At 70.0% G+C, this 22,960-nt stretch carries 20 protein-coding genes; 11 read left to right on the top strand and 9 right to left on the bottom strand.

From position 1 onward, the window contains the following. Window positions 1-81 precede the first annotated feature (81 nt). Genes ACWGDX_RS12080 through ACWGDX_RS12095 form a run of 4 tightly spaced genes read left to right on the top strand, consistent with a single transcriptional unit; the run spans window position 82 to window position 2,430 of the window. Window positions 82-498 (top strand): hypothetical protein, encoded by a 417-nt coding sequence (locus ACWGDX_RS12080; protein WP_453624691.1) that lies wholly within the window; start codon window positions 82-84, stop codon window positions 496-498. Next, window positions 495-1,157, top strand: a complete 663-nt coding sequence (locus ACWGDX_RS12085; protein ID WP_453624692.1) for a hypothetical protein — start codon at window positions 495-497, stop codon at window positions 1,155-1,157. Before ACWGDX_RS12080 ends, ACWGDX_RS12085 begins: the two co-directional genes overlap by 4 nt. Further along, a complete protein-coding gene (locus tag ACWGDX_RS12090; RefSeq protein WP_453624694.1) occupies window positions 1,121-1,975 on the top strand; it encodes a hypothetical protein in 855 nt (284 codons plus the stop codon). Before ACWGDX_RS12085 ends, ACWGDX_RS12090 begins: the two co-directional genes overlap by 37 nt. Continuing rightward, on the top strand, window positions 1,972-2,430 hold the full coding sequence (locus ACWGDX_RS12095) for a GNAT family N-acetyltransferase (RefSeq protein WP_453624696.1): 459 nt from the start codon (window positions 1,972-1,974) through the stop codon (window positions 2,428-2,430). Before ACWGDX_RS12090 ends, ACWGDX_RS12095 begins: the two co-directional genes overlap by 4 nt. 61 nt (window positions 2,431-2,491) lie before the next feature. Here ACWGDX_RS12095 and ACWGDX_RS12100 read toward each other — a convergent pair whose 3' ends face one another. After that, window positions 2,492-3,676 (bottom strand): methyltransferase domain-containing protein, encoded by a 1,185-nt coding sequence (locus tag ACWGDX_RS12100; RefSeq protein ID WP_453624698.1) that lies wholly within the window; start codon window positions 3,674-3,676, stop codon window positions 2,492-2,494. A gap of 5 nt (window positions 3,677-3,681) precedes the next feature. Then, window positions 3,682-3,825: a hypothetical protein gene (locus ACWGDX_RS12105; protein ID WP_453624700.1), complete on the bottom strand. Its 144-nt coding sequence runs from the start codon at window positions 3,823-3,825 to the stop codon at window positions 3,682-3,684. 291 nt (window positions 3,826-4,116) lie between these two features. Between ACWGDX_RS12105 and ACWGDX_RS12110 the strand changes: the two genes are divergently transcribed. Beyond that, the gene (locus ACWGDX_RS12110; RefSeq protein WP_453624702.1) at window positions 4,117-5,322 is read left to right on the top strand and encodes a cytochrome P450; all 1,206 of its coding nucleotides are present in this window, start codon (window positions 4,117-4,119) and stop codon (window positions 5,320-5,322) included. Window positions 5,323-5,467: 145 nt separating this feature from the next. Here ACWGDX_RS12110 and ACWGDX_RS12115 read toward each other — a convergent pair whose 3' ends face one another. Together ACWGDX_RS12115 and ACWGDX_RS12120 are read right to left on the bottom strand one after the other, a co-directional pair. Continuing rightward, a complete protein-coding gene (locus ACWGDX_RS12115) occupies window positions 5,468-6,778 on the bottom strand; it encodes a glucarate dehydratase family protein (RefSeq protein WP_453624703.1) in 1,311 nt (436 codons plus the stop codon). Window positions 6,779-7,187: 409 nt separating this feature from the next. After that, the gene (locus tag ACWGDX_RS12120) at window positions 7,188-8,549 is read right to left on the bottom strand and encodes a cation:dicarboxylate symporter family transporter (protein WP_453624705.1); all 1,362 of its coding nucleotides are present in this window, start codon (window positions 8,547-8,549) and stop codon (window positions 7,188-7,190) included. 135 nt (window positions 8,550-8,684) lie between these two features. Between ACWGDX_RS12120 and ACWGDX_RS12125 the strand changes: the two genes are divergently transcribed. Both ACWGDX_RS12125 and ACWGDX_RS12130 read left to right on the top strand, forming a co-directional pair. Further along, entirely contained in the window at window positions 8,685-10,334 is a 1,650-nt protein-coding gene (locus tag ACWGDX_RS12125; protein ID WP_453624707.1) for a sensor histidine kinase, read from the top strand. After that, window positions 10,331-11,041: a response regulator gene (locus ACWGDX_RS12130; RefSeq protein WP_453624709.1), complete on the top strand. Its 711-nt coding sequence runs from the start codon at window positions 10,331-10,333 to the stop codon at window positions 11,039-11,041. Before ACWGDX_RS12125 ends, ACWGDX_RS12130 begins: the two co-directional genes overlap by 4 nt. Before the next feature lie 76 nt (window positions 11,042-11,117). Here ACWGDX_RS12130 and ACWGDX_RS12135 read toward each other — a convergent pair whose 3' ends face one another. After that, window positions 11,118-12,143, bottom strand: coding sequence for an ATP-dependent 6-phosphofructokinase (locus tag ACWGDX_RS12135; protein ID WP_383032992.1), 1,026 nt, complete (start codon window positions 12,141-12,143; stop codon window positions 11,118-11,120). A 330-nt stretch (window positions 12,144-12,473) separates the two neighbouring features. Here ACWGDX_RS12135 and pta point away from each other — a divergent pair, with 330 nt between their 5' ends. From pta to pyk, 3 genes are all read left to right on the top strand, one after another. Then, window positions 12,474-14,630 carry a phosphate acetyltransferase gene (pta, locus tag ACWGDX_RS12140; RefSeq protein WP_453624711.1) on the top strand — a complete coding sequence of 719 codons (2,157 nt, stop codon included), beginning with the start codon at window positions 12,474-12,476 and terminating at the stop codon, window positions 14,628-14,630. A 126-nt stretch (window positions 14,631-14,756) separates the two neighbouring features. After that, window positions 14,757-16,034 (top strand): acetate kinase, encoded by a 1,278-nt coding sequence (locus ACWGDX_RS12145; protein WP_453624713.1) that lies wholly within the window; start codon window positions 14,757-14,759, stop codon window positions 16,032-16,034. A gap of 124 nt (window positions 16,035-16,158) precedes the next feature. Further along, window positions 16,159-17,589, top strand: coding sequence for a pyruvate kinase (gene pyk / locus ACWGDX_RS12150; protein ID WP_453624715.1), 1,431 nt, complete (start codon window positions 16,159-16,161; stop codon window positions 17,587-17,589). 186 nt (window positions 17,590-17,775) lie between these two features. Here pyk and ACWGDX_RS12155 read toward each other — a convergent pair whose 3' ends face one another. The 4 genes from ACWGDX_RS12155 to ACWGDX_RS12170 form a co-directional block, all read right to left on the bottom strand. After that, complete coding sequence (locus tag ACWGDX_RS12155) at window positions 17,776-19,155, bottom strand: hypothetical protein (protein WP_453624717.1); 1,380 nt, start codon at window positions 19,153-19,155, stop codon at window positions 17,776-17,778. After that, complete coding sequence (locus ACWGDX_RS12160; protein WP_453624719.1) at window positions 19,145-19,687, bottom strand: DUF6114 domain-containing protein; 543 nt, start codon at window positions 19,685-19,687, stop codon at window positions 19,145-19,147. The genes ACWGDX_RS12155 and ACWGDX_RS12160 overlap by 11 nt, the downstream gene beginning before the upstream one ends. Window positions 19,688-19,829: 142 nt before the next feature. Beyond that, window positions 19,830-20,468 (bottom strand): DUF6230 family protein, encoded by a 639-nt coding sequence (locus ACWGDX_RS12165; protein WP_453624721.1) that lies wholly within the window; start codon window positions 20,466-20,468, stop codon window positions 19,830-19,832. A gap of 578 nt (window positions 20,469-21,046) precedes the next feature. After that, on the bottom strand, window positions 21,047-22,018 hold the full coding sequence (locus tag ACWGDX_RS12170; RefSeq protein WP_453624723.1) for a tetratricopeptide repeat protein: 972 nt from the start codon (window positions 22,016-22,018) through the stop codon (window positions 21,047-21,049). A 283-nt stretch (window positions 22,019-22,301) separates the two neighbouring features. Here ACWGDX_RS12170 and ACWGDX_RS12175 point away from each other — a divergent pair, with 283 nt between their 5' ends. After that, on the top strand, window positions 22,302-22,955 hold the full coding sequence (locus ACWGDX_RS12175; RefSeq protein ID WP_453624725.1) for a TetR/AcrR family transcriptional regulator: 654 nt from the start codon (window positions 22,302-22,304) through the stop codon (window positions 22,953-22,955). Window positions 22,956-22,960 lie beyond the last annotated feature (5 nt).

The following is a 22,960-nucleotide window of genomic DNA, read 5'->3' on the forward strand; positions in this document are numbered from 1 at the left end:
GTCGCCTTTCTCCTGTCTCTAACCTCGACGGCAACCGAGCCGACCACCGTCGGCCGAACTCGTCTATTCACAGGAGGGCATATGTCTATCACCACCAAAGGCGCTGTGGAGCTTGTCGAATTGGGAAAGTTCTTCGCCATTGCCGGCCGGCGGTTCGACGCCGGCCGGACCGCGCCTGAGATGTTCTCCAACGCGATCGACGCGGTGTGGCATCGACTTGCCGAGAAGCCGGAGGCGCAGGGTGCGTTCACCGCGGAGCACGCCGGCCGAAAGCTGACACATATCGAGGCCGCGGGAAGCGGGCTCATCGCCTGGGTCGGCGCGTACGAGGAGACATACGGCCCCCTGCCGGAGATCTGGTTCACCCACGCGGACGGCACCGTCGACGAGTACGCCCTGGCCCACTACCGGGACACCGGCACAGTGGTGGCCGAGTGGGACTGTGCGCCCGCGCCCGGCGACGACGAGGACGTTCAGCCCAAGAGGACCACCAGGTGATCACCGCAGGGGTAAACAGAGCGTCCCGGCCCACCGCCGGGGCGCTCCGCCTCATCGAGTCCCGGTCGGTGGATCCCACGAGCGTGGACGTGTCCGGGTACGTCACCGCGATGTACGAGCACTGCCCGTTCCTCAAGGCCTCCACTGCCCGAGGCATGACGTGCTGGACGGTGTACGAGATGGCACCGGAAGTCCATCGGTACTCGCTTGAGGCAGAGTTGTTCCATGCCGCGGTCCGGGCCGCCGAGTGGGTACGTTCGTCGGCGAGGCGAACCCGGTCCCCGCTCGCATGCGAGAACATCGTCGTTCTCCCCGCCGGCGAAGGAGCGGACGCGGACCCCCGGGAGCTGATGGCCTGGCCGCACTGGGCGCTGAAGCATCTTTACGGACCGGTGGGTGTGATGTTCGGCAAATTCACCCGAGGCGTCCAGGAGTGGGACAAACACGGCCGGTCCGTCCCACGGGCTCCGTACTCATTCCTTCCCGTACGGTCGTCGGTGCGTCCGCGTGACCCCGCGTTCTTGACGGACACCCCTGACCTCTCAGCGGCGGTGGCCACGGCCGACGACGACGGCCACGACGTGTTCGCCCATATGCCGTGCGAGTGGAAGGTGGTACGGGAATGGGCCAGTTCACTGCCTGCCCCCAAGAGGCGCTGAAGGCAGCGGAGTACCTCTGTGGTCCGGTTGAGCTGAAGGAGATCACTGACCGGCGCGGGTCCGCCGTATGGAAGGCGGCCGGTGCCACAGCCACCGTGGCGGTCAAGTTCGGCTACGGGGAGGGCGCGGAGACCACCGCGCGGGAAGCGGCAGTCCTCGACCAGCTCCCCCGCTACACCGTCACGGCGGGGCGAGCCGCGGGAGGCGTCTGGTACGTCACACCCTGGCTGAACGGGCCATCCACATTTCAGCTCTTCCAGTCGATCCGGGACGGCCCGGACCGCTGTACCCACGTTCTCGGCCGCGGTCAGGCGCTCGCGGGAGCCGTCGAACTGTGCCGCGCCGTTGCCGGTCTCCACGTCGCCGGGTGGGTTCACGGGGATCTCCAGCCCTCCCACGGCATCCACACCCGGAGTGGTGCCAGACTCATCGACTTCGCATGGACGTGGCATGAAGGCGACGCCCCCTGGCCGAAGTTCTACGGTGGCATCACACATCTGGTGGCTCCGGAGCTCGCGGCGTGGATCACCCACGGCCCACAGCCGGTGAAGCCGGCCGCTTCAGCCGATGTGTACGCCCTCGCCGGTACGCTCTGGACCTGCACGACGGGAAGATGGCCACTGGACTACGCCGCTGTCGGCGTACGCCCGGACGCGGGGCCGGTCGCGCGACGGACGGCCATCGCCACCGGCACGATCCCGTTGGACTCCGCCACCCCGTGGCCAACGCTCCAGAACGTACTCCGCGCGGTTCTTCTGTCCGGCCCGGACGACCGTCCTACGGCCGCCGAGCTCGGCACCGCACTGGCGGAAGCGTGATCGTACTCCGTGAACTGAAGCCGAACGACAGGTCAGCCGTCCAAGCCAGCTACGGCTACGAGTCGGTGCGCTTCCTGGACCGTGACCCGATGGGCGAAGTCGAAGCCATGGAATACATCCACAGGGCCATGGCCTGGTCCACGGACCGACCGCGCCTTCGCTACGTCTTCGGTATCGACGTGAACGGCGACCTGGTGGGTGTCGTCAAGCTCGATGTGGTCAAGGACGACAGCGTCCTGAGTTACATCCTGCGCCGGAACAGCTGGGGGCGGGGGTACGCGACTGCCGCCGTGCTCGACCTGATGAATTTCGCCTTCGACGCGCTGAGGGTCTCCACCGTGCACGCCAAACACCGGGTGGACAACACAGCTTCCGGCAGGGTCCTTGTGAAGGCCGGATTCACCTTCGTCGAGACGGCCCACGGCTTCTCGCGGTATCGCGCGAAGCGCCCGTAGCGAATGCGCGAGGGCTGGTCGGCGCGCTCGCGCTGTGGCGCGGCGCGGCTGCTGACCGCGGTCACGGTCCGGTGAACGGCAGGATGTTTGACGGGGCGTCGAGCCACGGGCGTGCGCTTCCGTCGCGGTCCACGGTGAGTCCGAAGCGGTCGTACTCCGGTCTGCCACGGTCGATCCACCAGGTCAGGGCATGCTCCACCTCGTCCCAGAGGCGGCGGGTCCCGGACTGGTGGACGGTGGCTTCGGCGGCCCCGGGGGTGAAGACCACGGCCGCCCATGAGCGGCTGCGGATGTCCAGGAACCAGGCCCTCGCGTCGCCCGGCTCATCCGAGTCTCCCTGATTGACGACGTGGGCGCAGTCGGGTACGCAGAGGCCCGCGACGAAGTCCGCCGTGTCGTAGCGGCCTCCGACGTCGGCCGCGGTGAGAGCCGTACTGGAGACATCGGCGTCGCCGGGGAACTCCTTGACATGGCCCACGAACTGGTTCCAGTCGAGCCGCTGGTCCCGGAGTTTCATGAATTCCACCATGCGGAGGAAGGGACCGACAGCGCGGCCGTCCTCGCTCACGGTCAGCCGAACCAGTCCGTCCTGGTGGGTGTAGTGGGTGCCCCACGGGGCGAGAATGACGCCACCCGGGCGTGTCTGTTCGAGCCAGCGGGGTGGGATGACCCGTACGCCTGCCGTCACGATCACGCGGTCGTACGGCGCTCCCGGCGCCCAGCCGTCCCGGCCGTCGCCTTCCACCACCAGCGGGGCGACTCCGGCTCGCGCCAAGGCTCCCGACGCGCGCGCCGCGACCGCCGGATCGATCTCTACGCTGACGACGTCGGCGCCGCCCAGACGGTGGGCCAGGAGTCCAGCGTTCCAGCCGGTGCCGGTGCCCACTTCAAGCACCCGCATGCCCTCGCTGACTTCCAGATCCCCCAGCATGGACGCGACGACCGACGGCATACTTGCCGAACTGGTCGGCTTGTCTCCGGGCTGGGTACCGGCGTGCCGCCCGTCGTCCCACTGGGTGATCAACGGAATATTCTCGTACGCCGCCCGCGCCCAGCCCGCGGGATCATCGTCCCTGGCCACAGGCTCGCTGCGGCCGGTGCTCGTGTCGTACGCCCAGAAGAGGTCCGGCAGGAACAGTGACCGGGGCACGGCCCGGAACACCTTCGCCCACTCGGGCGTCAGAACTCCGAGTTCGAGGAGATGCCGCGTCAACTCATCGCCGGCGCGGCCCTCCTGCTCAGACATGAGTGTCACTTGCGGTGTTTCCCATCCCCTTCGGGCGACTCGCCGTCCGGATGCGGTTCCAGGATCGGCTTCCAGGGCCGGCCGGGGAGCTTGTCCTTCTCCTCGTCGTCCCCGCCCTCCGCGGTCCCGCGCGTCGGTAAGACCGTCATCAGACCCTCCTCCCTCGGATTCGCACACAAAGTCGCGTTGATGCGGCGATATGTCACCTCATCGGCAAGTGAAGCATCCGACGGCCGACGGAGTAGGTCCGTGGCACCTTCTCGCCGTAGCGCCGGCGGGAGTGAGGGCGCGCGAGGGGGCGGGCATCGGGGCGGGCACTCCAACGGGTGGCGGGATACCCATTTGCCGCGCCTGGGGTATATACGCGAAATGGGGGAGGTAATCATGCATCGCTGACAACCGCACCGTTCATACCGAACGTGCCCGTCCTGGAGTACGCGATGACCGAGATCGGCGAAACGACCACCTGTCCGTTCGACTTCAGCGAGGGCCTGGAATTCGATCCCCTGCTCGCAGAACTGATGTCCAGGAATCCGGTGACCAAGATCCGGCTGCCCTATGGGGACGCGGACGCGTGGCTGGTCACGGGGTTCGAGGGGGTGCGGCAGGTGACCACCGATCACCGGTTCAGCCGAGCGGCGATCACCGGGCGGAATTATCCGCGGCTGACGCCGGAGCCGATCGTCTCGCCGGAGTCGATCAATGTGATCGACCCGCCCCGGAGCACCCGGCTGCGCAAACTGGCCTCGCAGGCGTTCACCAAGCGGCATGTGGACCGGATGCGGCCCGCCGTCGAGGGCATCGCCGCCGGACTGCTCGACGAGATGGCCGAGCACGGCGCGCCCGCCGATCTGGTGAGCCATCTCTCGGACCGGCTCCCCCAGCACACCATCTGCGAGCTGCTGGGCATCGCGCCCGAGGACCGGCCGGGCATGCAGGAGTACGCGCACCAGTTGCTCTCCACCGGACCGGAGACCCAACAGGCGGCGGCGAACGCGAAGTCGGCGCTGCGCGAGTACTTCGGGAAGCTGGTCACCGAGCGGCGGCGCAGCCCCGGGGACGATCTGATCAGCACGCTGGCCGCCGCGAAGGAGGGCGACGACGCCTTCGACGACCAGGATCTGGCGGTCATGGCGCTGACGCTCATGCTCAGCGGGCACGACACCGCGACATGCGAGATCAGCAACATCGCGTACATCCTGCTCAACCGGCCCGATCTGATGGAGCAGGTGAGGAACCGGCCCGAGGAGCTGACGCGGGTACTGGACGAGCTGCTCCGCTTCATCCCGTTCCGCAAGGGGGTCGGCATCCCGCGGATCGCCACCGAGGACGTGGAGATCGAGGGCGTGACGATCCGGGCGGGCGACTTCGTCCATGTGTCGTATCTGACCGCGAACCGCGATCCGAAGCGGTTCACCGACCCGGACGTCATCGACCCGGACCGTACGCCGACTCCGCATATGACCTTCGGCTGGGGCGGACACCGCTGTATCGCCGCGCCGCTGGCGATGGTGGAGCTGGAGGCCGCGATCGGGGGGCTGGTGGACCGCTTTCCACGGCTGCGGCTGGCGGTGCCGGTCGAGGAGGTGCGCTGGGACACGGCGACGATCCGCCGCTTCCCGATCACGCTGCCGGTGGCCTGGTAACGGCGGAGCCGGCCTTCCTCCGGCCACGGGCTCCGGTCACCGGCTCCGGCCATCTCCGCCGGTCTCGCCCGCACGGGTGAGGTGACGGACACGAACGGGGCCCGGACACCGTCCGGGCCCCGTTCTCACGCTCGTACGCCGGCGGTCACCAGCGCGGGACCGCCGGCGTCGTCCACTCCGGGTGGGCGACGCGCATCGCGGCGGCGTCGTCGCGGTCGCGCAGGGTGCCGTCGTCGTCCAGCCAGCGCCGGTGCAGTACGGCGAGGCGGTCGCGGTCGAGTTCGACGCCGAGCCCGGGGGCGTCCGGGACGTCGAGGCGGCCGTCGGCGAAGGTCAGCCGCTCCTTCGAGGTGTCGGTGATGACGTCCTCGGTCTGCCAGGGGTAGTGACTGTCGCAGGCGTAGTCGAGGTTCGGGACGGTGGCGGCGACATGGGTCATCGCGGCCAGGCTGATCCCGAGATGCGTGTTGGAGTGCATGGACAGCCCGACGCCGAAGACGCGGCAGACGGCGGCGAGTTCACGGGTGTTGCGCAGCCCGCCCCAGTAGTGGTGGTCGCTCAGCACCACCTGGACCGCGCCCGTCGTGAACGCCTCGCGGATCTCGGCGAACGTGGTGACGCACATATTGGTGGCGAGCGGGACCGGTGTGCGGGCGGCGACCTCGGCCATGTTCCGCGTACCGCTGGTGGGGTCCTCCAGATATTCGAGGACATCGCGCAGTTCGCCGGCGACCTTGAGCGACGTCTCCACGGACCAGGCGCCGTTGGGGTCCAGACGCAGTGGCTGCCCCGGGAAGCGCTCGGCCAGGGCCCGGACCGCGGCGATCTCCTCGGCCGGTTCGTACACCCCGCCCTTGAGCTTGAAGGAGGTGAACCCGTAGTCGCGGGCGAAGCGTTCGGCCTGCGCGACCACGCCGGGCGGGTCCACGGCGGCGCCCCAGTCATCGGTCTCCCCGGCGCCGTTCGGGTGTTCGGCCCAGCGGTAGAAGAGATACGCGCTGTACTCGACCCGGTCGCGGACCTTGCCGCCGAGCAGCCCGTGCACGGGCACGCCGACGGTCTTGCCCCACGCGTCCAGACACGCCACCTCGAAACCGGAGACGACCGACAGACGCAGTTTGCCGGCGGTCTGCACCCCCCTGAGCCCGCCCACGTCGACGGAGTCGTCCACCCGGGAGGCGTCGACGGCCACCTGATCAGCCAGCGCGAACAGGCCGTTGAGATCGGTGACCCGGTGTCCGGGCAGCCGCTCGGCCAACGGCCTCGCCAGTTCGAGGTACTTCGTGTCGCCGTAGGTCTCGCCGATCCCCGTCACCCCGTCGGCCGTGACCACTTCCACGATCAGCCGGGGCGTGTACGGCTGGTGCACACCCTGGGTGTTGAGCAGCGGCGGGTCGGTCACCAGGATCGGGGTGAGCCGGACCTCGGCGATGGCCGGACCGGCCCGGTCAGCCATGGAGCACTCCGGCGGTTGCCGTCCGGGCGGTGGGGCGCGCCATGTGATCGTCTCCCTACGCGGATGCCATCTACGTACGGAAATGGAGGCTACGGATGTGAACACCCTGGCGTCAACGGCACGGTGCGCCTCCCGGCGAGGGGCCGTGGTCCGGACCGCGCTTCGGCTGAGACCGCCTCCGCCGTGCGGGATGCGCTTCGGCCGAGACCGCCTCCGGGGTGCGGGGTGCGGTGCGCTCGGCGCGGTGCGGTGCGGTGCGCGCAGATGAAGACCGGCCCGTACGGAAGGTCTCCGTGCGGGCCGGTCTCGGGGGAGCCGGGGCTGGGGGGAGCCCCGGCGGGCAGGCCGGGGTGGGAGGGGGGAAGCCCCGGCCGGGGTCGTCGTGAAGGTCTGGACGTGAAGGTCCGGGTCAGACCGCCGCCGTCTTCTTCTCCGGCTCGGGTTCCGGCGCCGGCGCCGGGGACTCGCCGTGGCCCTCGCCGTGGCCCTCGTCCAGCAGCGTCTTCTCGTCGAACGGGATCCGGCCCGCCAGGACCTCGTCCACCCGCTCCTTGTCGATCTCCTTGGTCCAGGTGCCGACCAGGACCGTCGCCACCGCGTTCCCCGCGAAGTTCGTCAGCGCGCGGGCCTCGCTCATGAAGCGGTCGATACCGACGATCAGGCCCACGCCGTCGAGCAGTTCGGGCCGGTGCGACTGGAGGCCGCCCGCGAGGGTGGCCAGACCCGCGCCGGTGACGCCCGCCGCGCCCTTGGACGCGATGATCATGAACAGCAGCAGCGAGATCTGCTCCCCGATCGAGAGCGGGTCGCCCATGCCCTCGGCGATGAAGAGCGAGGCCATCGTCAGATAGATGGCCGTGCCGTCCAGGTTGAACGAGTAGCCGGTGGGCACGGTGATACCCACGACGGGCTTGCTGACGCCCAGGTGCTCCATCTTCGCGATGAGCCGCGGCAGCGCCGACTCCGAGGAGGACGTCGAGAGGATCAGCAGGAACTCACGGCCGAGGTACTTCAGCAGCGAGAGAATGTTCACACCCGCGATCAGCCTCAGCAGCAGACCCAGGATGACGAAGACGAAGATCGCACAGGTGATGTAGAAGCCGATCATGATGATCGCCAGCGACTTCAGCGCGTCGATGCCCGTCTCACCGACCACCGCCGCGATCGCGCCGAACGCGCCGACCGGCGCGGCCCACATGATCATCGCGAGGATACGGAAGACCAGCCGCTGGATGTGCCCGATGCCCCGCAGCACCGGTTCGCCCGCCGCGCCCATCGCCTGGAGCGCGAAGCCCGCCAGCAGCGCGACCAGCAGCGTCTGGAGCACCTGGCCCTCGGTGAAGGCGGAGACCATCGTCGTCGGGATGATGCCGAGCAGGAAGTCCGCGGTGGACTCGCTCGCCCCTTCCGCCTGGGCCGCGCCCGCGCCGCGGGTGGCCTCGGTGAGGTGCAGACCGGAACCGGGCTCCAGGATGTTGCCGACGACCAGACCGATGGCCAGCGCGACGGTCGACATCACCATGAAGTAACCGAGGGCGAGCCCGCCGACGGCACCGACCTTCGCGGCCTTCCTGACCGATCCGACGCCCAGCACGATCGTGCAGAAGATCACGGGCGAGATCATCATCTTGATGAGATTGACGAAGCCGGTACCGATCGGCTTCAGCTCGACGGCCACACCAGGAGCCGCGAAGCCCACCAGAATGCCGAGTGCGACGGCGGCGATCACCGCTATGTACAGATAATGGGTGCGGTCCCGGCGTGCGGCCACGGGTCCTCCTTGACTCGTTCCGTGCGATTCCCCCGTCCCTGTCCGAGGGGTCCCGGCGACTATCCATCAGCATGTGACCCCGGTCACGGTTACGTTCATTTCGTTCATGTGAATGCGGCGATGCAGACTTGCCCCATGCATCTGCCCCGCCCGCGCAGCCTCGCCACCCAGCTCTTCGCCATGCAGGTGGTGCTGGTCGCGGCGGTCGTGGCGGGGTGCGCGATGTTCGCGTACATCACAGGTCGTGCCCACGCGGCGGAGACCGCACGCAAGCAAGTTCTGGCCACGGCGTACGCGCTGGCCGATTCGCCCTCTGTACGGGACGCGATCCGTACGCCCGATCCGACGGCCCTGCTCCAGCCGTACGCGGAACGGGTGCGGCACGACACCGGGATCGACTTCATCACGATCATGAATCCGGACGGGATCCGCTGGACCCACCCGGATCCGGCGCAGATCGGTATGCCCTTTCTGGGCCGTACGGCTCCCGCCCTGCGCGGCGAGACGTTCACCGAGACCTACACGGGGACGCTCGGCCCCTCGATCCGGGCGGTCACCCCGGTGCGGGACAACGGGCGGATCACCGGGCTGGTGAGCGTGGGCATCACCGTGGACCGGATCTCCTCCGAGGTGACCCAGCAGGTCAAGCTGCTGGCGCTGGCGGCGGGCGCGGCACTGGCGCTCGGCGGTCTGGGTACGTATGTCATCAACGCCCGGCTGCGCAGGCACACCCACGGGATGAACGCGGCGGAGCTGAGCCGGATGCACGACTACCACCAGGCCGCGCTGCACGCCGTACGCGAGGGACTGCTGATGCTCGACGGCAGGCGCAGGATCGCGCTGATGAACGACGCCGGCCGCGAACTGCTCGGTCTCGACGACTCCGCCGTGGGCCGCCCGGTCGCCGGACTGGGCCTCCCCGCGCCCCTCACCGGCGCCCTGCTCGCCTCCGGGCCACGGGTGGACGAGGTGCATATGACCGCCGAGCGGATCGTGGTGGTCAACACCCAGCCGGTGGTGGGCGGGGAGCGGCGCGGCACGGTCATCACCCTGCGCGACCACACCGAACTCCAGGCGCTCTCCGGGGAGTTGGACTCGGAGCGGGGATTCACCCAGGCGTTGCGGTCCCAGGCGCACGAGGCCGCCAACCGGCTCCACACGGTCGTCTCGCTGATCGAGCTGGGACGGGTGGAGCAGGCGGTGGAGTTCGCCACGGCGGAGCTGGAGCTGGCCCAGGCGCTCACCGACCGGGTGGTCGGCGCGGTCGGTGAACCGGTGCTCGCGGCGCTGCTGCTGGGGAAGGCGGCCCAGGCGAACGAACGCGGGGTGGAGCTGGTGCTCGCGGAGGACAGCCGTATCGACGACGGGGTGCTGCCCACGGCGCTCGCGCCACGCGATCTGGTGACCATCCTGGGCAATCTGATCGACAACGCCGTGGACGCGGCGCAGGGCGGCGAGGGCGCGCGGGTGACGGTGACGGCACGGGTCGACGGCACGGCCGGCGGTGAACTGGTCCTCGGCGTACGGGACACGGGGGACGGCGTCGACCCGGCGGACATGGAGGAGGTGTTCCGGCGCGGCTGGTCGACACGCGGCCCGGGGCGCGGGCTCGGTCTGGCACTGGTACGGCAGGCCGTGCACCGGGCGCAGGGAACGGTGGCGCTGGCGCGGGGCGCGGAGGGCGGCGCGGAGTTCACCGTACGGCTGCCGCTGGGGAAGCGCACGGCGGCCTCGACCGACGCGGCCGCGGTGCCGTCGCCCACCGGCGCGGAGGCCGCCCGGTGAGCCCCGAGCGGGACGGTCCCGCGGCGCGGGGGCCGATCCGGGTGCTGGTGGTCGAGGACGATCCGGTCGCGGCCGACGCCCATCAGCTCTATGTCGCCCGGGTGACCGGCTTCACCGTCGCGGGCGTCGCCCACTCCCGCGCCGAGGCCGCCCGGCTGCTGGAGCGCACGGACATCGATCTGATCCTCCTCGACCTCTACCTCCCCGACGGGCACGGGCTCCAGCTTCTGCGCGCGCTGCGGGCCGGCGGACACCACGCGGATGTCATCGCCGTGACCTCGGCGCGCGATCTCGCGGTGGTACGGGAGGGCGTCTCGCTCGGTGTCGTCCAGTACGTCCTGAAGCCCTTCACCTTCGCCACCCTGCGTGACCGGCTCACCCGGTACGCGGAGTTCCGCGCGGCGGCCGGGGAGGCCAGCGGTCAGGAGGAGGTGGACCGGGCGCTGGGCGTGCTGCGGGCGCCGCAGCCGTCCTCGCTCCCCAAGGGGCTGAGCGCGCCGACGCTGGAGTCGGTGACCCGTACGCTCCGTGATTCGCCCACCGGGCTGACCGCCGCCGAGGCCGGCGTCAGGGTGGGGATCTCGCGGATCACCGCGCGCCGTTATCTCGAACATCTCGTCACCCACGGGCGCGCGGTGCGCAGTCCGCAGTACGGGCAGGTCGGGCGCCCGGAGTTGCAGTACCGCTGGATCTCAGCGCCCCACTGAGCCGGGGTGCGCCGGGCCTGATACGTTCATCCAGCTCCGGGGAAACCTTTTCGTACCGTTCACGCTGCTCGGAGGCTCAGAAGACGCTCTCCGCCTCGAACATACGGTTCTCCGGGACCGTCTTGAGCTGGGTCACGGCCTCCGCCAGCGGCACCATCTCCACCGCCGTCCCCCGCAGCGCCGTCATTCCCCCGAACTCGCCCCGGTGCACGGCCTCCACCGCGTGCCAGCCGAACCGGGTCGCGAGCACCCTGTCGTACGCCGTCGGGGTGCCCCCGCGCTGGACATGGCCCAGGATCACCGGCCTGGCCTCCTTGCCCATCCGGCGCTCCAGCTCCGCCGCGAGCCGGTTGCCGATGCCCTGGAAGCGCTCGTGGCCGAACTGGTCGATCTCGCCCTTGCCGTACTCCATCGAGCCCTCGGCCGGATGCGCGCCCTCGGCGACACAGATCACCGCGAACTTCTTCCCGCGCGAGAACCTCGCCTCGACCATCTTCACCAGGCTGTCGACCTCGAAGGGCCGCTCGGGCAGACAGATGCCGTGCGCGCCGCCCGCCATCCCGGACTCCAGCGCGATCCACCCCGCGTGCCGTCCCATGACCTCCACGACCATCACCCGCTGATGGGACTCGGCGGTGGTCTTGAGCCGGTCGATCGCCTCGGTGGCGACCGTGACGGCGGTGTCGAAACCGAAGGTGCGGTCGGTCGAGTGGATGTCGTTGTCGATGGTCTTGGGGACACCGACGACGGGCATTCCGGCGTCCGAGAGCAGCCGGGCCGCGGTCAGTGTGCCCTCGCCGCCGATGGGGATGAGCGCGTCGATCCCGTAGCGCTGGGCCAACTCGGCGCAGTTCTCGGCGGCTTCGCGCAGCCGGCCGCGCTCCAGCCTGGCCGAGCCCAGGATCGTACCGCCGCGGGCCAGGATGCCGCTGACCGCGTTGAGATCGAGCGGACGGAAGTGGCCGTCGAGCAGCCCCTTGAAACCGTCCTCGAATCCGATGACTTCGTCCCCGTATCCGGTCATGGCCCGGTGCACGACCGACCGGATCACTGCGTTCAGGCCGGGACAGTCGCCGCCTGCGGTGAGAACTCCGATACGCATCGTGCTGTGTCTCCTGCTCGCTAGTGCCGTACTTCTCCGGAGGACGGATCCTCGGCCCTCCACGGGTGAGCCTGTTCCGATTCGATCCTCCCACGGGTGACCGGCGTCACGCGCCGGGTGGTACCGCTGTCGGCGGTGCTGTCGACCGCGCCGGGGAATGGTTCGTACACCACGCCGTGTACGCCCGTACACCTACCCGTACACCCCCCTGTGCGCCCGGCGGTGCGACGGCCCCCGAAGGTATTGTCAAGAGGGCATTGCCACCCTAACGGGAACAGGCTGTCCATCTCACGAGCAGGGCCAGGCACGAGCGGGGACGGGAGAGCACGCGTGACACGCAGCGTGTACGTGACCGGGATCGACCGGGGGGACGGCCGTCAGGTCGTCGAGCTGGGGGTCATGGAGCTACTGACCCGCCAGGTGGACCGGGTGGGGGTCTTCCGTCCGCTGGTCCACGACGGTCCCGACCGCCTCTTCGAACTGCTACGGGCCCGCTACCGGCTGTCACAGGACCCCTCGACGGTCTACGGGCTCGACTACCACGAGGCGTCCGCGCTCCAGGCCGAGCGGGGCACCGACGAGCTGGTCTCCCGGCTCGTCGACCGCTTCCACCAGGTGGCGCGGGAGTACGAGGTCGTACTCGTCCTGGGCACGGACTTCGCGGCCACCCAGCTTCCCGACGAACTGTCGCTCAACGCGCGGCTCGCCAACGAGTTCGGCGCGTCCGTGATCCCGGTGGTGGGGGGCAAGGGCCAGAGCGCCGAGTCCGTACGGGCCGAGGCGCGCAACGCCCACCGCGCCTACGAGGTCCTGGGCTGCGATGTCCTGACCATGGTCGTCAACCGGGTCGCCCCCGAGGACCGGGCGGCGATCGCGGAGCGGCTGGCGGCGCGGCTGCCGGTGCCCTGTTACGTACTGCCGGACGAACCGGCGCTCGCCGCCCCGACCGTCGCCCAGATCACCCAGGCCCTGGGCGGCACGGTGCTGCTGGGCGACGACGCGGGCCTGGCCAGGGACGCGCTGGACTTCGTCTTCGGCGGCGCGATGCTGCCGAACTTCCTGCGCGCGCTGACCCCCGGCTGCATGGTGGTCACGCCCGGTGACCGCGCCGATCTGGTGGTGGGCGCCCTGGCCGCGCACTCGGCCGGCACCCCGCCGATAGCGGGGGTGCTGCTCACTCTCGACGAACGGCCGGACGACTCGGTACTGACCCTGGCCGCGCGGCTCGCGCCCGGCACCCCGGTGATCTCGGTGCCGGGCCGTTCCTTTCCCACGGCCGCCGAACTCTTCGGTCTGGAAGGGAAGCTGAACGCCGCGACGCCGCGCAAGGCGGAGACCGCGCTCGGTCTCTTCGAGCGCCATGTGGACACCGCGGCTCTGCTGGGCCGGCTCTCGGTGGCCCGCAGCGGACGGGTGACCCCGATGATGTTCGAGCACGAACTGCTGGAGCAGGCCCGCGCCCACCGCCGGCGTGTGGTCCTGCCGGAGGGCGCGGAGGAACGCGTCCTGCGCGCCGCCGACGTACTGCTGCGCCGCGATGTGTGCGAGCTGACGCTCCTCGGGGACACCGGTCTCATCCGCAAGAAGGCCGCCGACCTCGGTATCGATCTCGGTGCCATCCAGCTCATCGATCCGAACACCTCCGAGCTGCGGGGGCGCTTCGCCGAGCGGTACGCGGAGCTGCGCGCCCACAAGGGCGTGACGGTGGAGCTGGCGCACGACATCGTGGCCGACCCCAACTACTTCGGCACGCTGATGGTGCGGGAGGGGCTGGCCGACGGCATGGTGTCGGGGGCGGTGCACTCCACGGCCGCCACGATCCGGCCCGCCTTCGAGATCATCAAGACCCGCCGGACTCAAGAGGCTCAGGGGGCTCAGGGGGCTCAGGGCAGCCAGGTGGGGCAGGGGGCCCGGGGACAGGCCTCGATCGTCTCGTCCGTCTTCTTCATGTGCCTCGCGGACAAGGTGCTGGTGTACGGCGACTGCGCGGTCAACCCGGACCCGGACGCGGAGCAGCTCGCCGATATCGCGGTCCAGTCGGCGGCCACCGCCGCCCGGTTCGGGGTCGAGCCGCGTATCGCGATGCTCTCGTACTCCACCGGCACCTCGGGCTCCGGCGCGGATGTCGACAAGGTGCGCGAGGCGACGAAACTGGTGCGCGCGGCCCGTCCGGATCTGCTGATCGAGGGGCCGATCCAGTACGACGCGGCGGTCGAGCCGTCCGTCGCGGCGACCAAGCTGCCGGAGTCGGAGGTGGCGGGCCGGGCGACGGTGCTGATCTTCCCCGATCTGAACACGGGCAACAACACCTACAAGGCGGTGCAGCGCTCGGCGGGCGCCGTGGCCGTGGGTCCGGTGCTCCAGGGGCTGCGCAAGCCGGTCAACGACCTGTCGCGCGGCGCGCTGGTACAGGACATCGTCAATACGGTGGCGATCACGGCGATCCAGGCGCAGGGCGCACAGGATGCGCAGGGCGAGCCCGCGTGAGCGCGGCTCCCCCTTCCCTTTTCGCGTCCCCTTCCGCTTCCCCTTCCCCGTCCGCTCTCCCTTCCTCCCCTTCCTCCACATCACTCCCCTTCACTCCACTTCACTTCTACCGAAGGCCGACAGCCCGTGAGTTCGCATGATGCCGCCGATACCGCCACCCGCGTCCTTGTCCTCAACTCCGGTTCCTCGTCGCTGAAGTACCAGCTCCTGGACATGCGGGACGGTTCCCGGCTCGCGGTCGGCATGGTCGAGCGGATCGGCGAGAAGACCTCCAGGCTGGTGCACACCCTGCCGGAATCCGGCGGGGACTCGTCCGGCGGGGACACCTCGGGCGGCGAGGGCGGCCGTGAACGTACGGGCAGGTTCGCGGACCACGCGAAGGCGCTGGAGGCCGTCGCGGACGAGCTGGCACACGACGGCATCGGTCTCGACTCCCCCGAGCTGGCGGCGATCGGCCACCGGGTCGTCCACGGAGGGCTGAAGTTCAGCAAGCCAACCCTCATCGACGAGGGCGTGCTGGCGGAGATCGAGCGGCTGGTGCCGCTGGCGCCGCTGCACAACCCGGCGAATCTCCTGGGGATCCGTACGGCGCGGGCGCTGCGCCCGGACCTTCCGCAGGTCGCGGTCTTCGACACGGCGTTCCATACGACGATGCCGGAGTACGCCGCCCGCTACGCCATCGACACGGCGACGGCCGACGCGCACCGTATCCGCCGCTACGGCTTCCACGGCACCTCGCACGCGTATGTCTCGCGCAGGACCGCCGGGCTTCTCGGCAAGGATCCGTCGGAGGTGAACGTGATCGTGCTGCACCTCGGCAACGGCGCCTCGGCGTCGGCCGTCGCGGGCGGCCGGTGCGTGGACACCTCGATGGGGCTGACCCCCTTGGAGGGGCTGGTGATGGGTACGCGCTCCGGTGACATCGATCCGGCGGTCACGTTCCATCTCCGGCGGGTGGCCGGAATGTCCCTCGATGAGATCGATGAACTTCTCAACAAGAAAAGTGGTCTGGTCGGCCTCTGCGGAGACAACGATATGCGGGAGATCCGCCGGCGTATCGACGAGGGGGACGAGCGGGCCCGGCTCGCGTTCGACATTTACATCCACCGGCTGAAGAAGTACATCGGCGCCTACAGCGCGGTCCTCGGCCGGGTGGACGCGGTGGCCTTCACGGCCGGCGTGGGGGAGAACGCGGCAGAGGTGAGGGAGGCCGCCGTGGCGGGTCTGGAGGCATTGGGCCTGGCCATGGACGCGAAGCGCAATGCCGTACGTTCCGGGGAGCCGCGGATCGTCTCGCCGGACGGGGCGCGGACCGTGGTGGCCGTCGTACCGACCGACGAGGAGCTGGAGATCGCACGGCAGACCTTCGCATTGATCGGTGAGGACCGGACCGCAATCGCCTGAGCGGCGGCCCGCTCAGAATGCCGAACATCGAACGGGCGGCTATCGCCTGAGCGGCCCGCCGCCCATTTGTACTTTCCACCAGCCGGAATATTCCGCAGGGAAACAAACCGATAGGATCCGCCTTATGCGCCGTTCCAAAATCGTCTGCACACTGGGCCCCGCCGTCGACTCGTACGAGCAACTGAGGTCGCTCATCGAGGCCGGCATGAATGTGGCCCGCCTGAATATGAGCCACGGAAGCCACCCGGAGCACGAGGAGCGGTACAACCGCGTCCGGAAGGCGTCGGCGGACACCGGCCGTGCGGTGGGTGTGCTCGTCGACCTCCAGGGCCCCAAGATCCGGCTGGAGACCTTCGCCGAGGGACCGGTCGAGCTGGTCCGCGGTGACGAGTTCACCATCACCACCGAGGATGTCGCGGGCGACAAGTCCATCTGCGGCACCACGTACAAGGGTCTGCCCGGCGATGTCTCCAAGGGCGACCAGATCCTGATCAACGACGGCAACGTCGAACTGCGGGTGGTCGAGGTCGTGGGCCCCGAGGTCAGGTCCATCGTGATCGAGGGCGGGGTGATCTCCGACCACAAGGGCATCAACCTCCCCGGTGCGGCGGTGAACGTGCCCGCGCTCTCCGAGAAGGACATCGACGACCTGCGCTTCGGTCTGCGGATGGGATGCGACATGATCGCGCTCTCGTTCGTCCGGGACGCGCAGGACGTGGTGGACGTCCACAAGATCATGGACGAGGAGGGCCGCCGGGTCCCGATCATCGCCAAGGTCGAGAAGCCGCAGGCGGTCGCCAACATGGACGCCGTCGTCGCGGCGTTCGACGCGATCATGGTGGCCCGTGGTGATCTGGCCGTCGAGTACCCGCTCGAAAAGGTCCCGCTGGTCCAGAAGCGGCTCATCGAGCTCTGCCGCCGCAACGCCAAGCCGGTGATCGTGGCGACCCAGATGATGGAGTCGATGATCACCAACTCCCGCCCCACGCGCGCCGAGGCGTCCGATGTCGCCAACGCGATCCTGGACGGCGCGGACGCGGTCATGCTCTCCGCCGAGTCGTCGGTGGGCGCGTATCCGATCGAGACGGTCAAGACGATGTCGAAGATCGTGGTCGCCGCCGAGCAGGAGCTGCTCTCCAAGGGGCTCCAGCCGCTGGTGCCGGGCAAGAAGCCCCGTACGCAGGGCGGTTCGGTGGCCCGCGCGGCCTGCGAGATCGCCGACTTCCTGGGCGGCAAGGCACTGATCGCCTTCACCCAGTCCGGCGACACGGCCCGCCGTCTCTCCCGCTACCGCGCGGCCCAGCCGATCCTGGCCTTCACGACGGACGAGTCGACCCGTAACCAGCTCGCCCTGAGCTGGGGCGTGGAGTCCTTCATCGTGCCGTGGGTGAGCAGCACGGACGAGATGGTCGACCTGGTCGACGAGGAAGTCCTCAAGCTCCAGCGCTACAACGAGGGCGACGCCATGATCATCACCGCGGGCTCCCCTCCCGGCGTCCCCGGCACCACGAACATGGTCCGGGTCCACCACCTGGGCGGCAACGCCGAAGCCTGACCCGAACGCCCTCCCGCACCCCCACCCCAGGCCCGCCGCCCCCGGCGGGCCTTTCCGTTGCCGTACGGAGGCGTACGGAGTGCGCCCCGGCTGTCCGCCGTACACGTGCACAGGGCTGTGGCCCGCGCCCCTGTTGGGTCGAGGGGGCGGGCCACGGTTCTTCCCGCGGCTGCCGGGAGGCGCCGATCAGTCCGTGATGTAGTTCTGGAGGCCCGGGACGGTGAGCGTGCCGCCGAACTGGCCCGCCTGGGTCACCTTGGCCTCCGTGAAGAAGGCGAACGGTACGTTCAGCGGGGGCGGCGTCCGCGGGCTGAAGGTGATGGGGATGAGGCCGAAGAGATTGCCCTTCAACTCCTCGGTGTACATCGTCACTTCGCCGTTGCGGATCGTGGATGTCGAACCCTCGCGGGCCTCCACATGAGCCGTCTTGCCCTCGGGGAAGACCACGGTCTGGTGCAGATCGCCGATGTCCACCGACGAGGCCGTGAACTTCAGCGCCTTCTTGATCCTGCCGCTGCCGGTCCTCACCTCGACGATGCCGTGGTAGTCGAGCCCGCGCAGCGTCAGCAGTGAGCTGTGCAGCGTCCAGGGGTCGTCCGGCAGCAGCGGGATGCCCCGTTCCTCCTCGGCCGCGGCGAGCGCCTCGGGGTCGGGGGTCGGGCAGGGGTAGGGCTCCTTGCCGCCCGCGCCCGCCGGGATGTCGTCGTCCTCGCGGGCGTCGAGTCCCTTCGCCTCGTCGTCCAGTTCCTCGACCGTGGCCCCCGCCCGCTCGGCCGCCTCCCTGATGGCTTGCTCCGTGCCGTCCGTCACGGCGCCCGCCGCGTCACCCGCCGGGCTGTCCTCGCCGGCCGGGTGTTCCGGGCGCTCCGGGCCGTCCTGCCCCGGCTTCCGCGTGGGTTCGGCGGACGGTTCGCCGGTGCCCGGCTTCTGCGCGGTGGCCGAGGGGCTCGGCGGCCGGGTGCCCGGCGTCTCCTTGTCGGGGACACCGAGGATGTCGCCGAGTACGTCCCCCAGCCCCAGCGGGTCCAGCGGGTGCTTCGACTTCGCCGGAGTCGGAGCCGGAGTCGACGTCGGCTTCGGCGCGGACCCCGCGGGAGCGGCGGCCTCCCCGGACTCCGGTTCCTCCTCCGTACCCTGCCCGCCCACCGCCGGACTGCCGGACGTGCCCGGCCGTGACATTCCCGGCCCGGACGCTCCCGGCTCCGGCCCGTCCGAGGGCGACGGCGACTCCCCCGGCGCCGGCGACTGCGAGGGCGACCCGGACGGCGACCCCGACGGGGACTCCGAGGGCGAGGGCGACGCGGACGGGTCCGGATCGTCCGAGCGCGTCACACACGGTCCTGGCGCGAAGGGTATGTCCTTGCTGTCGTCGGCCAGCGCGAGCCGGGGCGTGAGCCCCATGCCCACGAAGACCGCCGTGGGGACGGCGGCCAGGGCCATGGCCTTGCCGGCGGGTATGTGCAGCTTGGTCAGGAGCGACTTCCTCGGGGCCGCGTGGCGCGGCCCTCTCTTCACCCGGGATTCATCGCCTCCGGCCGCGATCCGCTGCGCGTCTTCACCCCGCACTGTTCCTCCCGCCGTTGGCCTGGGCAGTCGTTTCCGTCACGTTCGGGTCCTCCCCGTCGCGCGGTACGGGGAAGGGGGCGCCGGCCCTGTCGGGTTCCGGTGCCTGGTGGGGGGTGTACTGCTCGGCGTCCGGCCGGGGCGGCCTGCCGGGTGCCCAGGAGATCGAGAGCGCGCCGCCGATCAGGGCGAACAGGAAGCCCAGCAGAAAGCCGCCGATGTTGGAGACCGGAATCGACACCAGCGCCAGCAGAATGGCGGCGACACCGGCGAAGACCCTGACGATGGCCTGGAACCACATGGTCAGGCCCAGGGTCACCAGCAGTACGCCGATGATCAGCGAACCCGCCCCGGCCGTGGTGGACATGGCCAGCGTGAGATTGCCGAGATGAAGCTGGGCGTAGGGGAAGTAGGCGATCGGCAGACCGCCGAGAAGGGTGAACAGGCCCGCCCAGAACGGCCGGGTGCCCCGCCAGGCGCGGAACCGAAGCCGCCAGTAGGTGAATCCGCGGGAACCTGTGGACTCGGCGCTCATGGAAAACAGCTCCCTGGAATGCGGTATTGCGGTAGAAGGCAACAGAAGGCGGGGGCCGGGCGGACCGAACACTCCCAGGACCGTACGGCCCGTCAGGACCGAGCGGCTGACCAGGACCGTGCGGCCCGCCCGGGTCGAATGCCTAGTAGCACTCGTACTGCTTGGGGTCACCGACCTTGAGCCTCAGGCTCAGGTCCGGGAGCCGGAACGTGCCCGCGGTGGTGGCCCAGGCCGTCTGCTCCACATCGGTCAGCGTGGCGGTCCTGGCCTGCTGGGCGAAGCCGAACGGATTCACCTTCGTCCCGGGCTGGGTGCCGGGGACCTTGTTCTGACCTGCCGCGACACCGATGTCGATGTCCTCGAACACCGCGTCGGCGTCGAGCGATTCGACATCGAGGTAGAGGTTCTCCGCCGTGACCTTGGTGCCCTTGTCGCCGGCGGTCAGTACCAGCGTCACGCTCGTGTTGAGCAGCGGCAGCGGGGTGACCACGGACTGGCACATGTTGGTGATCGTGGCCGAGTCGAACCCCGACACGGCCACCGGGTGGGTGGCCGAGTTGCCTTGGAGGTCCGTGCCCTCGGCGACACCTCCGTACTGGACGAAGTCGTGACCGACCAGCGTGTCCGCGGTCACCTTGAAGCTCTGGCCCGACACGCTGAACGAGGCCGCCAGCGCCCCCTGTGCCAGAGCGACACCTATCGCCGCCGTGGCGGCCACGCTCGGCACCATGACGACCGCGAACCGCTTCCATCTGGTCCCGCCACGCACTTGGGACTCCATGAATTTCCTCCTTCTCGGACGTACATCTCCGGACCGGGTTGGAGCCCGTCCTGGGATGGGAGAAGTGCTACGTCCTCGGGAAGGAGAGCGCCTGCCCCGGAGGCGCGAAGCGCGCCCGGAACCACCGGCGATCACCCCCGAGCGACAACCACTGGCCACGCCTTCGCGCAACCTCTGGACAGGCCCTGCCGGGAAGGCAGGAACCCCCCTGTCCGGCCCGGCGGCACCGCCACCGGTCCGCTCGGTGGGGACCCAGTACCGACGGCGCGACTGGTTGCCGTGCTGGTGCGGAATTGGACCGAGCGTCGCCGATCGTGGTCCATTCACGGCCTTGACACAAGGGGGTTCGTTACTGGCTGGTAACGGCCCGATGGCCGGCGTACGACCCGGCGCCGCCGGGCGGCCACACAGGGTGCCACCCGGCGGTACGGCAGAAGCGGCGAATGCCCCCCATAGCCGGGCAGAGCGAGGGGGGCGACTTACTGCCAGTAACAGCGGCTACTTTTACCAAGATTTGGCAAAGCGCGGCGCTGTCGCCGTGGTGCGGCCGCGTCCGCGTGGTGCCGCGGCGGGCACCCTCAGAAGAGAACTCTCGCGAGGGCCGAACGCGCCGCCGTCACCCGGGGGTCGTCCCCGCCGATCACCTCGAAGAGTTGCAGCAGCCGTACCCGCGCCGCCTCCCGGTCGTCACCGAACGTCCGGCGCACGGACTCGACGAGCCGTCCGAAGGCGTCCTCCACATGGCCGCCGACCAGATCGAGATCGGCCGCGGCGATCTGCGCCTGGACATCGTCCGGCCGCTCCGCAGCGTCCTTGCGCACGCGCGTCTGGTCCATCGCCCGTACCCGGCCGAGCAGTTCGGCCTGGGCGAGGCCCAGCTTGGCCTCCGTATTACCGGGATCGTCGGTGAGCACATTGCGGTACGCCTGGGCCGCGCCGGCGAAGTCATTGGCGTCCAGCGCCTGTACGGCCGCCTCCAGCAGCGCGTCGTACGGGCCGACCGGAACGGCCGTCTCCGCCGGTCCCTCCGTCTCCGCGCCCGGATCGACCGCGATACCGGTGAGCCCGAAGCGCTCCTCCCCGACCTGGATCAGCTGATCGAGCGTCTGACGGATCTGGGCTTCCGGGGCCGCGCCCTGGAAGAGCGGCAGCGCCTGCCCGGCCACCACCGCGAAGACCGCGGGGATGCCCTGGATCCCGAACTGCTGCATCAGCATCTGATTGGCGTCGGCATCGATCTTGGCGAGGACGAACCGGCCGGCGTACTCCCGGGCCAGCCGCTCCAGCACCGGGCTGAGCTGCTTGCACGGCTCGCACCACTCGGCCCAGAAGTCGATGACGACCGGGACCTCCGTGGAGCGCTGGAGGACATCGCGCTCGAAGCCGGCCTCGTCGACATCGATCACCAGACTGGACGGGGGTACGGCACCGGTGCCCCCCTGGCGGGCCGCCTCGGCACGGGCCTGTTCCGCCTTCGCCTTGGCCTCGTTGGCCGCCTTCACCGCGGCGAGGTCGACGACGCCGCTCATGGACATGTTCCTAGGCTGCATGAGTACATCCTCCCCCTTCCGCGCGCACTTCGGAAAAGCGGTGCGTACACCGCGGTTCGACGCGGGGTCCCCACCCCGCGTCTCGTGGTTGTCGCCGCGGACCCGCCATCACCCGTCATGACCCGTCACCGCCTCTGGCACAAGGTGTCACGGGCTTTCGCCGCGGGCTCCGACAGGCTTTCGCTACGGGTCGTAGCGTAACTCCCGGTTCCGGCCCGCAGGTGAGATCTTTCCGGTGAACTGGCTCACAACACATTGTCCACCGGCCGATATGGTCGCCGTCATGTGCAGCCACAGCCGCCCCGCCGGTGCGCGTACGTCCCGCGGTACATCGCGTACGGGCCGCCCACGCAGCGCCGAGGCCGACGCGGCGATCCTGGCGGCGACCAGGGCCGCCCTGGTGGAACTGGGCTGGCCCAAGCTGACGATGAGCGATGTGGCGCACCGGGCGGGCGTCGCCAAGACCACGCTCTACCGGCGCTGGCCGGGCAAGAGCGAGCTGGTGGTGGACGCGGTCGCGGCGCTCTTCGACGAGCTCGAACTCCCCGGCTCCGACAGCCTCGTCACCGATATCGAGGACGTGGTGCTCCAGTTCGCCGCGCTGCTGGAGCGGCCGGAGGCCAAGACCGCGCTGATGGCGGTGGTCGCGGAGGCCACCAGGGACGAGGCGCTGCGGCAGCGGATCCGCACCTCGATCGTCGACCGCCAGAAGCGGCTGGTGCTGCTCGGGCGCGAGCGCGCCCAGGCCCGGGGCGAACTCCCCCGTGAACCGGACGCCGCGGCGGCCGCCCGTACCGCGGACCTGATCTTCGACGTGATCGCCGGGACGGTCGTCCACCGGGCGCTGGTCAGCGCGGAACCGGTCGACCGGCAGTGGGCGCGCACCTTCACGACCCTGCTGCTGGGCGGTCTGTCCGCCGTCGCCACGGCGCCCTGACGGCG

This window comes from Streptomyces sp. NPDC055025, assembly GCF_053608565.1.